The 17,573-nt window shown below is 47.7% G+C and carries 17 protein-coding genes and 1 other RNA gene; 12 read left to right on the forward strand and 6 right to left on the reverse strand.

Annotation, left to right across the window (positions count from 1 at the left end):
- Window positions 1-254 precede the first annotated feature (254 nt).
- Window positions 255-1,142 carry a manganese catalase family protein gene (locus tag BMW55_RS03500; protein ID WP_089965400.1) on the reverse strand — a complete coding sequence of 296 codons (888 nt, stop codon included), beginning with the start codon at window positions 1,140-1,142 and terminating at the stop codon, window positions 255-257.
- A gap of 373 nt (window positions 1,143-1,515) precedes the next feature.
- Between BMW55_RS03500 and BMW55_RS19225 the strand changes: the two genes are divergently transcribed.
- Window positions 1,516-1,680 carry a hypothetical protein gene (locus tag BMW55_RS19225; protein ID WP_170839719.1) on the forward strand — a complete coding sequence of 55 codons (165 nt, stop codon included), beginning with the start codon at window positions 1,516-1,518 and terminating at the stop codon, window positions 1,678-1,680.
- A 72-nt stretch (window positions 1,681-1,752) separates the two neighbouring features.
- On the opposite strand, the gene BMW55_RS19910 is transcribed toward BMW55_RS19225, so the two are convergent.
- Entirely contained in the window at window positions 1,753-2,097 is a 345-nt protein-coding gene (locus tag BMW55_RS19910; RefSeq protein ID WP_244527423.1) for a MerR family transcriptional regulator, read from the reverse strand.
- 501 nt (window positions 2,098-2,598) lie between these two features.
- On the opposite strand from BMW55_RS19910, the gene BMW55_RS03510 reads away from it, so the two are divergent.
- The 4 genes from BMW55_RS03510 to BMW55_RS03525 all read left to right on the forward strand — a co-directional run bounded on the left by BMW55_RS03510 (window position 2,599) and on the right by BMW55_RS03525 (window position 7,508).
- Window positions 2,599-3,894, forward strand: coding sequence for a M14 family metallopeptidase (locus BMW55_RS03510; RefSeq protein ID WP_089965472.1), 1,296 nt, complete (start codon window positions 2,599-2,601; stop codon window positions 3,892-3,894).
- A gap of 265 nt (window positions 3,895-4,159) precedes the next feature.
- A complete protein-coding gene (locus BMW55_RS03515; protein WP_170839720.1) occupies window positions 4,160-4,567 on the forward strand; it encodes an NUDIX domain-containing protein in 408 nt (135 codons plus the stop codon).
- A gap of 82 nt (window positions 4,568-4,649) precedes the next feature.
- Entirely contained in the window at window positions 4,650-5,192 is a 543-nt protein-coding gene (locus BMW55_RS03520) for an SMI1/KNR4 family protein (RefSeq protein WP_089965406.1), read from the forward strand.
- Between the two features lie 408 nt (window positions 5,193-5,600).
- Window positions 5,601-7,508, forward strand: coding sequence for a cell wall-binding repeat-containing protein (locus tag BMW55_RS03525; RefSeq protein ID WP_089965408.1), 1,908 nt, complete (start codon window positions 5,601-5,603; stop codon window positions 7,506-7,508).
- Between the two features lie 49 nt (window positions 7,509-7,557).
- Here BMW55_RS03525 and BMW55_RS03530 read toward each other — a convergent pair whose 3' ends face one another.
- The 4 genes from BMW55_RS03530 to BMW55_RS03545 all read right to left on the reverse strand — a co-directional run bounded on the left by BMW55_RS03530 (window position 7,558) and on the right by BMW55_RS03545 (window position 10,832).
- Window positions 7,558-8,943 carry an MATE family efflux transporter gene (locus BMW55_RS03530; protein ID WP_089965409.1) on the reverse strand — a complete coding sequence of 462 codons (1,386 nt, stop codon included), beginning with the start codon at window positions 8,941-8,943 and terminating at the stop codon, window positions 7,558-7,560.
- A 162-nt stretch (window positions 8,944-9,105) separates the two neighbouring features.
- Complete coding sequence (locus BMW55_RS03535; RefSeq protein ID WP_089965412.1) at window positions 9,106-9,804, reverse strand: pyridoxamine 5'-phosphate oxidase family protein; 699 nt, start codon at window positions 9,802-9,804, stop codon at window positions 9,106-9,108.
- 200 nt (window positions 9,805-10,004) lie between these two features.
- Complete coding sequence (locus BMW55_RS03540; protein WP_089965413.1) at window positions 10,005-10,211, reverse strand: DUF1657 domain-containing protein; 207 nt, start codon at window positions 10,209-10,211, stop codon at window positions 10,005-10,007.
- An 18-nt stretch (window positions 10,212-10,229) separates the two neighbouring features.
- Window positions 10,230-10,832, reverse strand: coding sequence for a class I SAM-dependent methyltransferase (locus BMW55_RS03545; protein WP_170839721.1), 603 nt, complete (start codon window positions 10,830-10,832; stop codon window positions 10,230-10,232).
- A gap of 178 nt (window positions 10,833-11,010) precedes the next feature.
- Here BMW55_RS03545 and BMW55_RS03550 point away from each other — a divergent pair, with 178 nt between their 5' ends.
- The 7 genes from BMW55_RS03550 (at window position 11,011) to BMW55_RS03580 (ending at window position 17,390) form a co-directional block, all read left to right on the forward strand.
- A complete protein-coding gene (locus tag BMW55_RS03550; protein WP_089965418.1) occupies window positions 11,011-11,871 on the forward strand; it encodes a DUF421 domain-containing protein in 861 nt (286 codons plus the stop codon).
- A gap of 69 nt (window positions 11,872-11,940) precedes the next feature.
- An RNA gene (gene ffs / locus BMW55_RS03555) (signal recognition particle sRNA large type) lies at window positions 11,941-12,207 on the forward strand.
- 203 nt (window positions 12,208-12,410) lie between these two features.
- Window positions 12,411-13,811 carry an ATP-binding protein gene (locus BMW55_RS03560; protein ID WP_089965419.1) on the forward strand — a complete coding sequence of 467 codons (1,401 nt, stop codon included), beginning with the start codon at window positions 12,411-12,413 and terminating at the stop codon, window positions 13,809-13,811.
- A gap of 133 nt (window positions 13,812-13,944) precedes the next feature.
- Window positions 13,945-15,648 carry a DNA polymerase III subunit gamma/tau gene (gene dnaX, locus BMW55_RS03565; RefSeq protein ID WP_089965421.1) on the forward strand — a complete coding sequence of 568 codons (1,704 nt, stop codon included), beginning with the start codon at window positions 13,945-13,947 and terminating at the stop codon, window positions 15,646-15,648.
- 41 nt (window positions 15,649-15,689) lie between these two features.
- Entirely contained in the window at window positions 15,690-16,001 is a 312-nt protein-coding gene (locus BMW55_RS03570) for a YbaB/EbfC family nucleoid-associated protein (protein ID WP_244527429.1), read from the forward strand.
- A gap of 27 nt (window positions 16,002-16,028) precedes the next feature.
- Entirely contained in the window at window positions 16,029-16,625 is a 597-nt protein-coding gene (gene recR / locus BMW55_RS03575) for a recombination mediator RecR (protein ID WP_089965422.1), read from the forward strand.
- Between the two features lie 489 nt (window positions 16,626-17,114).
- Window positions 17,115-17,390 carry a pro-sigmaK processing inhibitor BofA family protein gene (locus BMW55_RS03580; RefSeq protein WP_089965424.1) on the forward strand — a complete coding sequence of 92 codons (276 nt, stop codon included), beginning with the start codon at window positions 17,115-17,117 and terminating at the stop codon, window positions 17,388-17,390.
- Window positions 17,391-17,573 lie beyond the last annotated feature (183 nt).

The following is a 17,573-nucleotide window of genomic DNA, read 5'->3' on the forward strand; positions in this document are numbered from 1 at the left end:
ATTAGGGGGAAAGTTGGCAGACGCCTAATCAGTTCTAATTTGACCTAGCAGGAAATTTAGACAGAAGAAAGGAACCCTTAATGGTATATTTCCCGGGATTTGATCGTATCTGAGAAGAGTTGAAACAGTCATCGACATGGACACCCATTGGATTTATTAATGCCTTGCCCGGGAACGAGAGCCTGCCGCCAATATAAAAAGAAGCCGCCTGATGGGCGACTTTTTCAGAAATGGCATAAACACGGTTGGATGGGTTAGTGTGTTGGCATGGTTTGTGTAAACTGGCTTTGAATTTCTTGAGGCAACCCGGGGCTAAATTCAGCGGGAATCTCTGCCGCTTCAGGCAACGGATAACCTTCAGGAGGGGTGACCACGGAGAGAGTGCCGCCGGTCCGGCTTGGCGCCATCCCCTGAAAAATCTGGGCAATTTGGGTAGTGTCCATGCGGAAATTAAATTGAACTTTATCCCAACCGCGATCGATGTACTTTTGGCACTCCGGGTACTTCGAAATATCGATATCAGGGATCGGAAGCACCTTGCCCCAATTAACCCCGAGCGTTTCCAAGGCTTTAGCGAAGGCGATTTGGTGTGCGGTATCCCGAACGATGAGGAAGGCGAGGGTCTCGCGCAGGGTTTTGTTCGAACTCATCTCGTAAATACGGCACTTTTGCAACCTGCCGGTGGACTCAAGGACGAGATTGTCGAGTAAGTCAGCGATCAGGTTCCCGCTGCTGTACACCCAGGAGCCATTCCAGGGGTTTCCTGCGGCGTCTACGGGCATCGATCCCTGAGCTCCTACCAGGTAATGGTGAATCTGGCCTCCCCGCAATGCCTCATTCAGTGGAATCGCAGCATTGCCAGCATTCCCATCGGCGGGGGAAGTTCCCGATCCTTCCAACAACTTATTGATCGTGGTCATGACAAGCTCCACATGGCTGATCTCTTCGACAAACACCCCGCGAATGAGGTCGCGGAATGGCTTGGCCTTGCCACGGAAGTTGGCACTCTGAAAGAAAAACTGCATCATCGTACGCATCTCGCCAAAGTGTCCGCCAAGGGTCTCCTGTAGAGCCTTAGCGGCGTCCGGATCCGGCTGGTCAGGAACAATTTCGTTGATCAACTTCTCAGTGTAAAAGAACATAGGTGGTTCCTCCCTTAATGATAAAAACGAGTTTTATATAAGTTCCGATATTTACCAGAACTTTTCTGAAGACAAAAAAACAAGGGTTGTCGGAGTTACTATTTGAAGAGGATATAAAATTTATTCAATAAAACAGATCTTATCTTCGATGTGTTTTGTTTATTTGAAGATACTGTTATGATGATTCGGGTAAATAATTTGTTGGCTACGATGGTACATTTGTTCTTAATGGTCTGAAAAAACAATTACCCATTCATAACAGAGAAAAAAGCGTTAAAAGAGTCACCCAATTCAACTTATCCTCATGTATTCATTGGTTTGAAAACCGGTGTGCTTCGTGATGAGAATACAGTGTTGGAGTGGGATGCTAGCTGTGAAGCTGCTGACCCTCACAAATGCCAAACAGAAAAATCGCCTCCTCAAAAGCACAAGCTTTGAGGAGGCGATTTTTCTTCCCAATCCGGTTATTATCTTCCGGATTCTGTCTATTAGAGATCTCTTCGTGCAAATGATCGTATGGCAAGCCAGAGAGCGATGATTCCGTACAGACATGTATAGACCATCATGATGTCACTCGGGACCGGCACGCTGCCAAATATCCCTTGTGTCGCTAAAGAAAGGGTTTGTCTGCCGAGTCAAATAAATAAATCGTCATTTTCCTGAACAAAGAGTCTATCGGAAAGATCAGGCTGGTTACGATCCCGATGTTCACCATCACTTTTACTTGAGTCATGCCGCCAAACTGTTCAATAAATCCGCCGAACAGACCTCGCAACAACCAATTAAATGTGTGACATCGCCTGCTTGATATGATTTGTTGCAGACTGGAGAGGTCGGCTTTGGTATAGAGCCGATGACCCGAATCCGAATACCGTGAAGGAGAGAGCAAGCCAATCCGGTCGTAATGGTGAAGGGTTCGCACGGTCAGCCCGGTTTGTTTAGCCAATTCTCCCACTTTCCAAACTTCCTTGTCTATGATCATCCCCTCATTTCGCGCGAGTTGTTTTTTGCCGGCAACCTTAGTGTACGACCTGACGCTGCGTCAGGAGCAATCCCTATTTTCATTTAAATGAGCCCTTCTATTGAAGTTTTTAGCTTTCTGATCCGGTTCATCCTGCAACTGTGAGGAGAAGTTGTTCTGAGTGTCTTATTTTAATTTTTAAACAAAGGTTTTTATTTTATATTTGTCGAAATAATGGATACGCCTATGTTGTGACTTTTTCTATTGCATAAGTCTGTTTTTGCATATTCGTTTTTCGGATTAATTAGAAAGGTACCATTTATCCGCCAACGAGATTATCCATTCACTCTGCTTTTAATGCTCCAGCCTGTCGTTGTTAATTTTTACAACTTGGGCGTTCCATTCTCCGGGAAAGGAGGGCGGCCGACCACAGAGCGATTGGAAGAGGATTGATGCACCTTGCTCTCAAAAAAAGAGAAAGGAGCCGGTCTGTGTATGAAAAAGAGAAAATGGATGTATGTCCTGTTAGCTTCCCTTTTGGTTCTGGCTTGCCTTCCGGCAACCACCTTTGGACAACCCGATCAACGGGGGAAAAACATTGCCGCCCCGAATGGAGATATTGGAATCTATATGGTTCAGGATGTCCGGACCAAAGAGTCCCGGACGGCCATCGCCAGAACAGGAGCGGCCATTGAGGAAGTCGGCAAGGATTATGTGGTGATCACCGCCACCGCACAGGAGGTGCAACAGCTGAAACAATCGGGCTTCAAACTGGAGCCGGGCGTCTTTTTTGGGGCTGAAGATTTTCCTTCCTATGATTCCCTTTATCATAACTATCAGGAAATGGTTGCCGAAATAGATCAGGTGGCCGCTGCCCGTCCTAATATCGTAAAAAAATTCAGCATTGGAACTTCCTACGAAGGCCGCCAGCTCTGGGCAGTTAAAATCAGCGACCAAGTAGAAACCGACGAAAATGAACCGGAAGTGCTCTATGTTTCCCTCCATCATGCCCGCGAACATTTGACCGTCGAAATGGCTCTGTACCTCCTTCATCTTTTTGCAGACAATTACGGTAGGGATTCCCGCATTACCAACATCGTCAACAGCCGCGAAGTATACATCGTCTTCAACCTCAATCCCGATGGCGGCGAGTACGATACCGCCAATGGGAGTTATCAGTACTGGCGCAAAAATCGTCAGCCCAATTCCGGATCAAGATATATCGGCACTGACTTAAACCGCAATTACGGATACAAATGGGGCTGCTGCGGCGGTTCCAGCGGAAGCCCTTCCAGTGAAACCTATCGCGGCTCCGCTCCGTTTTCTGCCCCGGAAACGGCCCGCTTACGTGATTTTATCAACAGCCGGGTCATCGGCGGCAAACAACAAATTAAAGCGTCGATCACTTTCCACACATACAGCGAGTTAATCCTCTGGCCTTACGGTTACACGTATGAAGATACTCCCGGCGACATGAGCGCTGATGACCATCAGGTATTCGTCACGATGGGACAAGCCATGGCCCAAACCAATGGCTACACACCGCAGCAATCGAGTGACCTGTATATCACCGACGGGGATTTCACCGACTGGGCTTACGGCGCACACAAAATCTTCGCGTTTACTTTTGAAAAGTATCCAACCAGTTCCAATCCCGGCTTCTATCCACCCGATGAAGTGATCGCCAGGGAAACGGCACGGAATCGGGAAGCGGTTCTCTATCTCGCCGAAAATGCCGATTGCCCTTATCGAACAATCGGAAAAGGATCCCAATATTGCAGCGCCCCTTAATATTTTTAAACATCCAAGAGAGAAGCGGTTGCATATCCGACTTCTCTCTTTTTTAATCCGGAATGTTAAAATAGACTCGATTCCCAATTTTATAAATTATCGTTTAACCCGGTGATGACACACCATCTGCTTTAGGTTGTATCAAAATAATTGGATGGGGATCATTCATACTTTCAAAACCGGTTCATGGAGGATAGAAACTTGCGTATGAATCCATTTAGTAAGAGCCGAAGCCATCATGATAAAATGTGATGTCGAAGGGGTTATGAAGGTATTGGTTCAGTGTGATATGAAAGAATCTTTTTATCGTTTTCCTGGCGGCAGTGTTGAATTTTCTGAGTCTGCGGCATCTGCAATTCAAAGAGAATGTATGGAAGAGTACAATTTAAAGATTGAAGTCGGAGAATTAGTTGCAGTGGCTGAACGATTGGTAGAGTTTGATGGACAGGTTCATCACTCTGTTACTCTCTTCCATAAAGCAACTTTAAATGACGAGGATTGTAAAAGAGAGTGCTACAGGCACAAAGGGTATAGCCACGTACAAATGTTATGGAAAACATTTTCTGAATCGAGAAAAAGGCCATTGTATCCAGAAGGAATCCTCGAACATCTTCAAAAGGGAGACAATTCTGTTGCACACTTGGTTTTCGGTCTTTACATCTTGAGACAATAAGGAATTACCTCCATTATCACCTACTGCGACCCTTCTCATAATCAACAACCGATCATATGAGCACAATTGGGGAGCTGATTGGATGCAGGAGAAAAGCCTCATTGAGTTGTCCCTTACCGCTTTAAAAAAACGACTGGAAAATAACAATCAAATGATTGAAGTATATGGGGGACGGGGGCATATTGGAACCTACACATGCAGGTTTCATGAACCCGCAACCTTGGAACAGATCAGAGCTTTTGAGGAAAAAACGGGGTGGATCCTCCCTGAGGATTATAAAAATTTCCTGTTGATAACCAATGGGTGCCGATTATTCGATCATCCGGAATACGGCGGGGAAAATATCCTGTACAGCTTGGATGAGATTCTGTTCTATGCCGTCGGGGAGCCGTTTGAAGGGCGGTATACCATCGCCGATCTGTACGGGGATCATCTGGTAATTGATTCCCATCTATATCAAAGCGGCGACCCTGATTATCTGCTTGTGAAAGATAAAATAGCCCCATTGAAAGATGCGCGGAAGCTTTATATGAATTTTGAATTATGGTTTGACAGATTTCTCATCAGTCAGGGAAGTTCCTTTTGGAACTGGCCGGTTTATACGGCAAAAAACTACGATCGATGATGCCGGGAATGAAGGGCCATCCATCTTCAAACGATAAATAAATCGGCATGGGTCTTGAAGCCATTCGAAGGGTGTATCTTCCTGTGGAGGAGAAACGAGAGCCTCACCAATTGAAGGACGGTGCAATTGGCGAGCTTTATCATGATATCTTATGCGAACAAATCCTTGGCTCCCTTGCTAAGAAGCGGGGGCTTTTTTTGTAGAAAACAATGGTTGCTTCCAAGAGGCCCCGATCCCAAAAATGGAGCAGAAATGTAATCCATAGAAAAAGACGGGCTCAACTTTCATTGGGGTGGAAGGTGAGTCATTTTATTAACTTTCATTCTTTTCTCCGGAACAAAGACAAAAATTCCATGTGATTCCCGAATAAAAAAACGTGCGGAATATTTCGGGAAAGGGGTATATAGCTTGTCAAAAAAGTGGAAAAGAGCGGTTGCCGTTGTCGGCAGCTTGACTCTGTTCGGTTCTTTCTTGCCTGTTTCAACCGCCCATGCAGCTGAGATGGGAGCTGTAGAGAGGTTGGCAGGGAAGGATCGCTACGAAGTCGCGGTTTCTGTGAGCAGGGAAATGGAGTCGCTGGGCCTCCAGTCCGATACGGTGATCATCGCCCGGGGGGATCAATATCCGGATGCCTTATCCGGGGGACCGCTGGCCTATTCGAAAAAGGCACCCGTTTTACTTACCACACCCACTTCTTTGCCGTCATCCGTCCAGACAGAGATTTCCCGGCGCCATCCCAGTACCGCGATTATATTAGGCGGAACAGGCGCTGTATCAACGAATGTGGAAACACAGCTGAAGCAGTTGGGCGTATCCACGGTTATGCGGTTAAGCGGTGCCGACCGGTATGCCGTCTCGGCTGCCATCGCCGAAAAAGTGGTGGCGGCAAGCACATCAGATACCGCGATTATAGCCAGTGGAACAGGCTTTGCCGATGCTCTGGCCGCATCCAGCATCGCCGCGCAAAAGGGGATGCCCATTCTGTTGGTCGGAACAGAACAAATTCCGGCGGCCATTCAAAACTTTCTCAACCAACACAGCGAAATCAACAAGTTTATCATCGTCGGGGGACCTGCAGTCGTTTCCGATCGCGTCCAAAGCCAACTCAGCACCCGGGGAACGGTGACACGCATCTACGGAAGCGACCGCTATCAAACAGCGGTCAATGTGGCAAAACACTTTCAGATGAGCCCGGCCAACGTAACGGTTGCCCGGGGTGACGTATTCGCGGATGCCTTAGCCGGCGGTCCTCTGGCCGCGTTTGCGAAAGCTCCGATTTTATTAACCCAACCTTCCGCATTGAATGTGAATGTGGAAAGTTATCTGAAAGCCTACCCCAATCCGATTGAGAAGATCTATATCCTCGGCGGGACCGCAGCCGTGTCCACCGCCGCTGAACAAAAGTTGTCCGGTATTGTCAAAGCGGGCTACATCAATGGTGAAAAAATCGTCTTTGTACGCGACCATGATGGCGATGCCGCAGCCGATGAAGACATTTTCGTGATGAATCCGGACGGGACGGGAGTTGTCAACCTGACGGATGATGAAATGAGAAGTTACTATGCCGACGTTTCCCCGGACGGAAACAAAATCGTTTTTGTCTCAGATAATCTGGATCCGAGCTATCCGCATGACCAGGAAATATTTGTGATCAATGCCGATGGCAGCAACTTGAGACAACTGACCCGTAATGATGTGAATGATCGGTTGCCGCAGTGGTCGCCGGACGGAAGCACAATTTCGTATGAAAGCATTGGAACCGGTGCCACCAGCGATATCTTCGTCATGAACGCGGATGGTTCCAATCCGCGCAACCTGACGCAAACGGCTGATATTTATGAACATGCTCCCAGGTGGTCTCCGGACGGACGAATCTCGTTTACCTCGTATAATAAGGCTTTGGACCCGATCAAAGAGGACATTTTCGTGATGAATGCGGACGGAACAGGCAAAAAACAACTGACGAACAATCCTCACCGCGTCACTGACAGCAGCCCCGCGTGGTCTGCGGATGGACGTACTCTCTATTTTGTGCGTCAAGCTCCAGACCCGTATGACAACATGAAATACCATATCTACAAAATGAACGCTGATGGCACCCAACCCGTGATTCTCTATACATCCGCGGCAAACGTTTCCGGTGTAAGACTCTCACCCGACGGGCAAAAACTCGCGTTTAATGAAGTGATGAGTCAGTATCCGTACCGGGAACGGATTTTTACCATTTCTGTCGACGGGACCGGAAAAAAGCAAGTGACTCCAGATTCGGCACTCAGCTCCTATCTGCAAGACTGGAGCATGATCAAAGCCCGTTGATGCTCATACGAAAAGCCTTGGAAACCGGCTTTCCAAGGCTTTCATGATTTCATGGGCATGCGCCAAGTCTGTCCTCTTCTCCTCTTTCCATGATGTTTGCACGGCGCTGGATTTTGGCCAATCGTAACGATAAGAAAACGGCCCCGAATGCAAGTCCTGAAATCAAGCCGATCCAATAACCGAATGCTCCAAATGATGAATAGCTTGCCAGTAGATATCCTATGGGCAATCCCAGAATCCAGTATGAAACGAATGCCATGATGAAGGTTGCGTTGACATCTTTGTAACCTCTGAGTGCCCCTTGTATGGGTGCGGCTATGGCATCAGACAATTGGAAAAAGATCGCGTAAAACAAAAATTGCTTTGTCAGTTGAAGCACAACTGAATCTGTCGTATACATCCGGGCCACTTGTTCGGTGAAAGTGAGTATCCCGATGGCGCAAAGCAGTCCCATCATGACGGCGATACTGATTCCCAGATAGCTGTATTTGCGTGCATCATCGTATCTTTTGGCCCCGACTTCAAAACCGACGGCAATGGTGATCGCCATCGAAATGCTCATGGGGACCATGTACAGAAACGATGCAAAGTTCAGGGCCGCTTGATGGGCCGCAATGGTTGCCGTGTTAAATTCACTCATCAGCAATGTAACTGCTGCAAAAATGCTGGTTTCAAAGAAAATGGAAAAACCGATGGGGATGCCGATTTTAAGCTGTTCCTTCCATGCGGTAAAAGAAATCGGGTAAAAATGCCGGAACACTTGATAATCTGAAAAAGGTTTGAGACGAATCACAACGAAAACAGCGATCAGCATGATGCACCAGTACGTAATGGCCGATGCGTATCCTGCACCTACACCTCCAAGACGGGGAAATCCGAGCTTGCCGAAAATCAGCAAGTAATTCAGGAATATATTGATGGGCAGTGCGATCAGAGTGATCAGCATCGACACCCTTGTTTGCCCGAGCGCATCAATAAAACAACGAAGCACATTATACACAAACAGCGGAACCATTCCGTAAGACAGGGCAACCAAAAATTCACGGGCAATCTGGCGGACATTCGGTTCCAGCTCCATACTGTTCAGGATGGGATCCAGCAACAATGCCCCGCAGAAGATGACCAAAACGGCGATCGCCAATGCCAGGTAAGTCGCTTGAACAACTTTAAAAGGGACTTCACCGCGCCGGCCGGCTCCAGTCAATTGTGACACGATGGGGGTCAAGGAGAGGAGGATTCCGTTTAAGCCGGTCAATATGGGAGACCAGATACTGGTACCGATGGCGACACCGGCCAAGTCATGTGCGCTGGCATGACCGGACATGACGGTATCGAAGAAACTCATTGCAAACAAAGCGAGTTGTGTAACAAGAACCGGTAGCAAGATCATCAAAAATTGTCGGATCTTTTGCCCCAATGAATAGGTTTGAATCATGTCTTCCATTCCTTTTATTTGGATGGTTATATTCCCATGTGGTCATGATCTGTCATTGGCATCTTCCATGCCATGCATCTATTTTTTGAATAACATGGGGATGGGGAGCAACTACAAAAACCTGACAACTTGCAACATGCAATTGCCAGGTTTTTGCCCGAGTCAAGTACCCTTTGTGAATAGGGAAATAAACCGTTGACCCCAACTATTTTTTGCACGGCTGCTGCGCCTGCTCAACCCGGAGACTGCGCGAGCTTTTTCTTTATATGCCTTGGTCCCGAAAAAATCTCCGCCTTTGTGTTTTTCGTTATCTGTGCCCCAATGTCTTTCGTCATCTACTTTTTTGAGCAAGGGGATATGTTTGGAGCAGTGGATATAAGCCTCATCGATCTTCACAAGCACCCATCTTTCGGCGAGTCTCCCTTCTTCTTCCCGAAGGATCGCCGCTGTTTGCTCAGGAATGTAAGGTGACGTATGTAGGGCCTCATTTTCGATAATTTTGGCTGCACCATTAATATGTAGTCCGATTTTGTGTTCAAAAAAATCGATAAATAACATCCCGATATGCGGATTTTCAATAATATTTCCGAGACTCGCATAGACTCCGTTCCCGCGGTATTCAGGGTAGATTACCGTCTTTTCATCGATTACACGGACAAAACCGGGTAAACCTGAACGGAAGGACATGTCACAATTCCCTTGACGGTCGGCAGTGGCAATAAACATCATTTCCTGTTTGGCGAGAAATTCCTTCATCATGGGAGTCAAGTGATCTAACATTTGATTCTTATAGAAAGCAGCCGCCCGTTTTTCACTTCCGTACTTTCTCTGTAAATGGCGTTCTCCCAAGGAACCATACATCACAATACACCCCTGTGCCTTGTAACTCATTCTGTGTGCCCGCATCTCAAGTATAGACAATATTTCTGAATTCAGCAAACCAATAAATCTGCCAGGTAACGTAAAAAGAGAAAACGGATGCAGCTTGGTCTCAGACGTTTCTATAATGGAAAAACACCTCGGCAACCGCCATACGGCTGATCGAGGTGTTTGGGGCCGGTTTAAAATCCTTTATATTGCGGCTCTTCTCTTTCCAATTGCTGTATACGGTTTTCTACCTGTTCGATCACTTGTTGTGTTGTTTGTGCAGCATTGGTAAATATTTGTTTGGCCTGTTGGTTTTGGGTGCTCAACGCGAATTGTTCAAGGTTTGCCTGGGCGCTTTTTAAAGAGGCTAAACATTTTTTTACATCTGACGCAATGGTCATCATTGATCACCTTTTTCCTTACCGTTGCTGTGCCGAAAAAAAGAGTTCATTGTACAATAAACCTTTCACGAACCTATTTAATACCTTGCATTCAAAGCGGTGTTCCTTGAAAAGATTTAGGTACTCTTCTTCATTCCGGATATACGGCCCTTTGTCAAACCATTTCATAAAACGGTTGCATAAGGGTTTGTTGTCATCCAGGCAAGGTTCCATCACCAGGATCGAACCCGTGGGTTTTAGAATTCTCGCAAACTCTCTCATATACTTTGCTATTTCGTCCGTAGAAATATGATGTAAAACAGCAATAATAAGCACATAATCCATGCTTTTGTCTTCAACGGGCAACCGGTGGCTTTCCAAAACATGAAACGAATGCTTCGGGTAAATTCTCCTGGCATACTCGATTCTTCTATGATCAGGGTCAACCCCGATATAGGTATCAGGAGAAAAGATCGTGCAATTGGCTCCTGTACCGGAACCAAAATCGAGCACGGTTTGTCCGTCAAATTGAAACCGGCTGAGCAGATGATTGTGGATATATTTTTTTGTCAGCCGTTTAGGGCGGACAAACCAGTGATAGAACCAAGGGGAAATTTGCTTATCAATCCGTGTTCCACCCACTTTCTGCGAGAGCTTGATAGCTTGATAATAATTTGTCCGTTATTGCCGGGCGGATACTGGAAATTTATGTATCAACCGGTTGCATGTGAAAGTGGATCTCCAATTAATAAGAAACCGTATAGATGTATATATTTGTAAAATAATATGCTTGACTATATCGGTGAGAGGTCAGAAAACGATGCAGCTATGGTTGGAAATTGTGTTGCGAACATTGGCAGCGGTTGTTTCGCTGTTCATTTTGACCAAGATCCTGGGAAAGAGGCAGGTTTCCCAGCTTTCCTTTTTCGAATACATCACCGGCATTACCATCGGGAACATTGCGGGTTTTCTCTGCCTGGAAACCGATTATCCCTGGTATACGGGCATACTCGCTTTAGTTGTTTGGGGAGCGGTCTCGCTGGGGCTTGAATTTCTACAGTTGAAAAGCAAAACAGCGCGGAATTGGATTGACGGGAAACCAACCGTGCTGATCAGAAGAGGAAAAATCTTGGAGGATCATTTAAAAAAGGAACGCCTGAACACGGATGAGCTTCTGGAACAGTTGAGGAAAAAGAATGTCTTTCAAGTTGCGGATGTGGAGTTTGCCCTCATGGAACCCAGCGGCGATATCAATGTCCTGTTAAAGAAAGAACATCAGCCGCTTACGGCCAAGCATCTGGGCATCCAAGTCGGGCCCGAAGCAGAACCGCAGGCGGTGATTATGGACGGAAACATTCTGGATGAACCGCTGGCAACCCTGGGATTGAATCGGGGATGGCTGGCGACGGAGCTGGAAAAGCTGGGTGTGGCTGTTGAAAATGTCTTCCTGGCACAAGTGGATTCCTACGGACAGTTGCATGTGGATCTTTATGATGATCAGATTCAAGTTCCACAACCTCAGGAAAAAGCTTCCCTGTTGGCTACCCTCAAAAAATGCGAAGCGGATCTAGAGATGTTTGCCCTTTCCACCACCGACAACATCGCCAAACATATGTATGAACAATGCTCCAAACAATTGCTAAAGGTGATTGATGACGTGAAGCCGCTCTTGATCCGCTAGGAACTCATGGGACAGGGAAATGAATCCAGCCATTGCTGCAAACGTCTGTTTTATGTTATAGTTGTAATATCGCGCTAGACGGGGAGGTAGCGGTGCCCTGTAACCCGTAATCCGCTATAACGGGGTTGAATTCCTGTCCGAGGCCCATTTTGTGTGGGGTCTGGTCTGCATGGATCAGTGCTGACGGCCGGGTCCTGCGCAACGGGAGCTTCTGAACCGTGTCAGGTCCTGACGGAAGCAGCACTAAGGAAGATTTCCCGTGTGCCGCAGGGGCGCCTGGTCTGAGCTGATTGTGCAGTGCCCGCCCATGCAGATGGGTCGGAGACAGGTGCGCGGTACCTATACATAAAAGTGAAGAGAATGACCACCTTGATCGGCAAGGTGGTCTTTTTTTTGTAATTTTTTGTGAACCATGCTGAAAAAATGGAACGCAAAGAAGGAAGAGCATGACAAAAAGCGAATACAAAGGTAGTATGAATTGGATGAAAATGTAATTTAGATCGGGAAATAGCAGTCGCAGGGATTGAGGGGGTGAACAAGTGCCCATTGCTTTTCATCTCGACATGAACTTCAATCAATTAAAGTATTGGATGGAGCGGTTTTCCCGAGCTGTTATGATAGTGGATGATCGAGGGATCATCTTGGATGTGAATCGTCCGTTCCAGCGACTTGTCCAGTTGAAAAACCATGAGATAAAAGGAAAATCATGCACACAGTTCTTAACCGTACCGGCCCAGTTGGAATGGGGCAGAAACCAGATGCAATGGCTGAAAGGAAAGTTGCGATGCGGCGGTGCCAATATGATTAAAACAGATATACAGATGTTGACAGGAAATGATGACCACAGGTCCTACCATGTGCTGACCTTTTATCCCGCAACACCTTTTGAGAATATCGCCGCTCAGTTAATCTCTCATCTGCACCTCGGGATTGTGTTGCTGGATGAGCGGAATTGCGTTTTGGAGATCAATCCGGCAGCACGGAAATATTTGGGGATGGAGAGGAAAGAAGTACTCCATCAGCCGTTGGAAGAGTCGATCGCCCGGCTTCAATTGCCGGAGCCATTTTCCGAGCGGCTGATCGCCCTTCTTTCCTCACCTGCTGAAGGCTGTCGACGGACGGAGGTGGAGCAGAAGGTCAAAAACGCTGCTCAGTGCCTGTCGATCACGATTCATCCGGTTCACGATCGCTTCAGCGGTTTTACAGGGCGCTATTTGATCATAGAAAATGTAACGGAGATCCGCTCCCTGGAAAAGCAGATTCGCCGCAACAACCGTTTGGCGACGCTTGGACAAATTGCAGCCGGAACGGCGCATGAGATACGGAATCCTCTCACCTCCATTAAAGGCTTTTTGCAAGTGATCGGGCACAGGCTGAAAGAAAACGGCCAGTACAAGGAGCAGGGCTACATTGAGATCATGCTGAAAGAGATCAGCCGCATCAGCAATCTCGTGGGGGAATTCCTGCTCTTGAGCAAGCCGCGTGATGTCCGTTTGCAAACGGTAAGCGTGTTCAAGGTGCTCAAGGAAATTTTGCCCATCATAAAAAACGAAGCGATGCTGCATAATGTGCAAGTCAACATAGAGAAAAATCTCTCTTCCCTTCCCGTGGTTGTCGCCGATGGGGAACTGTTAAAACAGGTATTTCTCAACCTTTGCAAAAACGCCATTGAAGCGATGGGAGACGGGGGTGAACTTACCATCCGTTTGACCGCGGGGGAACCGGAAAGCAAAGTGATTGTCGATATCGTCGACATGGGACCCGGGATCCCTGTTCATGTGATGGAAAAGATTTTTGAACCGTTCTTTACCACGAAAGAAAACGGAACAGGCCTGGGTTTGTCCATCTGTCAGCAGATCATGAAAGAGATCGGGGGATTTATCCGGGTATCCTCTGGAGAGATGGGCACAACCTTCAGCGTTCACTTGCCATTGGCTTAAAAAACCGGTTGAAGAGTCATGAACCCACTGATCAAGTGGGTTTTGTTCTTTTGGAAAAAAGGGGTCCGGTGTAGTATGATAAGAGAGATAACGATAAATCGCCCTTTTGATGGAGCGTATTGGAGTGTTGGGTGTGTCCTATCGGGCATTGTATCGGGTGTGGAGACCGCAACGATTTGCGGAATTGGTCGGACAAGAGCATGTTACACAGACATTGATGAATGCCTTGAGGGAAGGCCATCTTTCTCATGCCTATCTTTTTAACGGTCCCAGGGGTACGGGAAAAACAAGTGCTGCCAAGATTTTGGCCAAGGCGGTCAACTGTGAGCGCGGCCCCTCGCCGGAACCATGCAATGAGTGTGAAGCCTGCAGGCGAATCACTGAAGGCACCCTGATGGATGTGGTCGAAATTGACGCCGCTTCCAACCGCGGGGTAGACGAAATTCGCGACCTGCGCGATAAAGTAAAGTATGCCCCGACAGAAGTCCGTTACAAAGTGTATATTATTGACGAAGTACACATGTTGACCACTGAAGCTTTCAATGCCTTGCTCAAGACGTTGGAAGAACCCCCGGCACACGTCGTTTTCATCCTGGCAACGACCGAGCCGCATAAACTTCCTCCAACCATTATCTCCCGTTGCCAACGCTTTTCCTTCCGGCGAATTTCTTTTGAACATATCATCGGCAGACTCCGGGTCATCTTGGAATCGGGACAGATCGATTATGAAGAAAGAGCCTTGTTTGCCATCGCCCGTGCGGCAGACGGAGGGATGCGGGATGCCTTGAGTCTGTTGGATCAGGCGCTGGCCTTCGGCGGAGATCGCCTGGACGAAAGCGTTGTTCTCGCGATTACCGGCTCTGCCTCACAAGATGCCGTATATCGAATCTTGCAGGGGGTTGCACGCCTGGATGCGGCTTCCGCGCTGAACGAATTGGATGAATGCGTGATGAACGGCCTGGAGCCGGAGAAACTGATTCAGGACCTGACTCACGCGTGCCGCGATCTGCTGCTGTTCAAAACAGCCCCCCAACTGACGGAAAAGAATGGGCGCTGGACCGGTGAAGGCGATGCAGTCCGGTTGGCGGAAAGTTTGCCGGTGTCCCGTCTTACCGAGATGCTCGACGTTTTGGTCCATCACCAACAACAGATGAAATGGACGCCCCACCCCAGAATTTTGCTGGAAATGGCAATCGTTCGATTAGCCCACTCTCAGGAGGATGTAGGCGGCTTTGAGCCGGATGCAGTCCGTGAACTGAAGGAACGGGTACGACGGCTGGAGCAGGAGATTGAAAAATTAAAGCAGTCTCCAGTTGCTGTATCTTCTCCTCCTCCTTCAGCTCCCCCTGGAGCGGGATTTTCCTCCAAAGAAGAGGAGAGACGACCTTCATCAGCAAAAAGTTTGGCCGTTCGCAAAGAGTGGTTGGGTCAATTGTCTTCCGAGGGGCTGGCAGAAGTAAGGAGAGCTTGGCCGGAGATTCTCGGCCGGGTCAAAGAAGAGAAGATCACCGTGCATGCCTGGTTGATCGACGGGGAACCCGTAGGGGCCGCGCAGGATAAAGTGATTGTCGCTTTCAAAAGCAAAATTCATCGTGAAACCACGGAGAAAGAGGCAAATAAAGCCTTAATCCAGCAAGTAATGACGCAAGTGTTGGGCAGGCCTGTCACCCTCCATACCATTATGTTGCCGGAGTGGAATGAATTGCGGGCTGCTGCACCGGCCCAACCCTCTCCCGGTGAAACTCAGCCGGTGCAACAAGTTCGGGAAGATGATGTGGTGAAAAAAGCGATTGATTTCTTTGGAGAGAACCTGGTAGAGATCTCTGATCAACTGTAAGGGGAGCATGTTGAACGGATCAAGGAGGAATATGCATGATGATGAGAAATATGAATCAGATGATGAAACAAGTGAAAAAAATGCAAGCAGAAATGGCCAAAGCCCAGCAAGAGCTGGAGAAAAAAGTGGTGGAAGGCACCGCGGGCGGCGGAGTGGTCAAAGTGAGAATGAACGGGCACAAACAGCTGATCGCAGTGGAAATCGCCCCCGATGTCGTAGATCCCGACGATGTGGAAATGCTTCAGGATCTGATTACGGCTGCTTTTAACGAAGCCATGAAGCAAGTGGATGAAATGGTGGCCAAAGATTTAGGCAAATTTACCGCTGGCATGAACATACCGGGTCTGTTTTAAAGATCTGTTTCGTAGGGGTGGCTCACTGTGTATGTGCCTGAACCGATATCCAAGCTGATTGAAGGTTTTATGCGGCTTCCGGGCATTGGTCCGAAAACGGCCGGTCGCCTGGCGTTTTTTGTTTTGAGTATGGAAGAAGAGGATGTATTGGATTTAGCGAAAGCACTGGTCAGAGCAAAAAGGGATTTGCGGACATGTTCCGTCTGTGGAAACATTACGGATCAGGACCCCTGTTATATCTGCACGGATCAAAAGAGGGACCGTTCTGTCATTTGCGTTGTGCAGGATACGAAAGATCTCATGGCGATGGAAAGAACGCGTGAGTACAACGGCTTATACCATGTCTTGCACGGAGCCATCTCGCCCATTGAAGGAATCGGGCCGGATGAACTAAAGATTCCCGATCTGCTCAAGAGATTGAGCGATGATACTGTTCAGGAGCTAATCTTGGCAACCAATCCGAATATCGAAGGAGAAGCGACGGCAATGTACCTTTCCAAGCTGGTAAAACCATTTGGACTAAAGGTGACGCGCATCGCTCACGGCCTTCCGGTAGGAGGAGATTTGGAATACGCCGATGAGGTGACTTTGACCAAAGCGCTCGAAGGCAGACGGGAGATTTGACTCATTTGCACCGGAAGTCTCCCGCTTCTGCGATCGGTGGAATGAATGGCGCTTTGTTCGGTATCCTTTTTATTTGACTTTCTGATCGATCTGATCGAGGATAAAAGTAAACTTGTTACATGAAAGTTGGCTTGATTCTATTGGTCACCCTCCACTCCACAGGTGGGGGAGGTTCATTCTTCGTTGGGTGCATCGATTGAGAAGGGCTTTCCCTTGTGTGAGGGAAGGCCGCTTTTTTTAGGGAGCGGGAACGGTCGTCGGATTGCCAAGTTTTCATATTGATATTCTCACCTGACTTATTCGCCGTTTGCCGTTTGTTTGCCATTTATTATGAAGCTTTGCTCCCTTCGTCATGGGTGTGTCCGGCAGGCATGTATGCGCTTCGTCTTGTTTTACGGAATCATACGGAGGAAGCGGGAAATACATGTTCTACTGACACCGCCTGGCTCATAACTTTTAATAGCTTGTACTTCTGACGGAGGGATGATGATGTCAGAGATTAAATGGTGGGTTGGAGCAGGTATTGCCGGAATCCTGTTTTTCATGGTGATGAACCGGTCGGTCACTCAGCCGCTCAAATGGATTTGGTACGGGCTATTGTATTCGGCGGTAGGAGGGATTGTGCTGTTTATCGTCAATTTGCTCGGGCAGTATGTGCATTTCCATCTTCCCATCAACCCTGTTACCGCGTTAATTACCGGTTGGCTGGGGATCCCGGGTTTGTTCTATTTGATTGTAGTAAAACTTGTTTTTATAGGCGGTTAAAAAAATCATAAAAAAAGTGTTGACAGCTAAAATAAATGGTGTTAATATCTTATTTGTCGCCGCGAGATGCAAGGCGGCAACGAAACAGAAGAAAGTGTTCCTTGAAAACTAAAGAGTGACACACGACCTGTTGATTCTATTTGAGCAGTCAAACTTTGATGGAGAGTTTGATCCTGGCTCAGG

The sequence above is a fragment of the Lihuaxuella thermophila genome (assembly GCF_900110165.1).
GTDB classification, from domain to species: Bacteria; Bacillota; Bacilli; order Thermoactinomycetales; family Thermoactinomycetaceae; genus Lihuaxuella; species Lihuaxuella thermophila.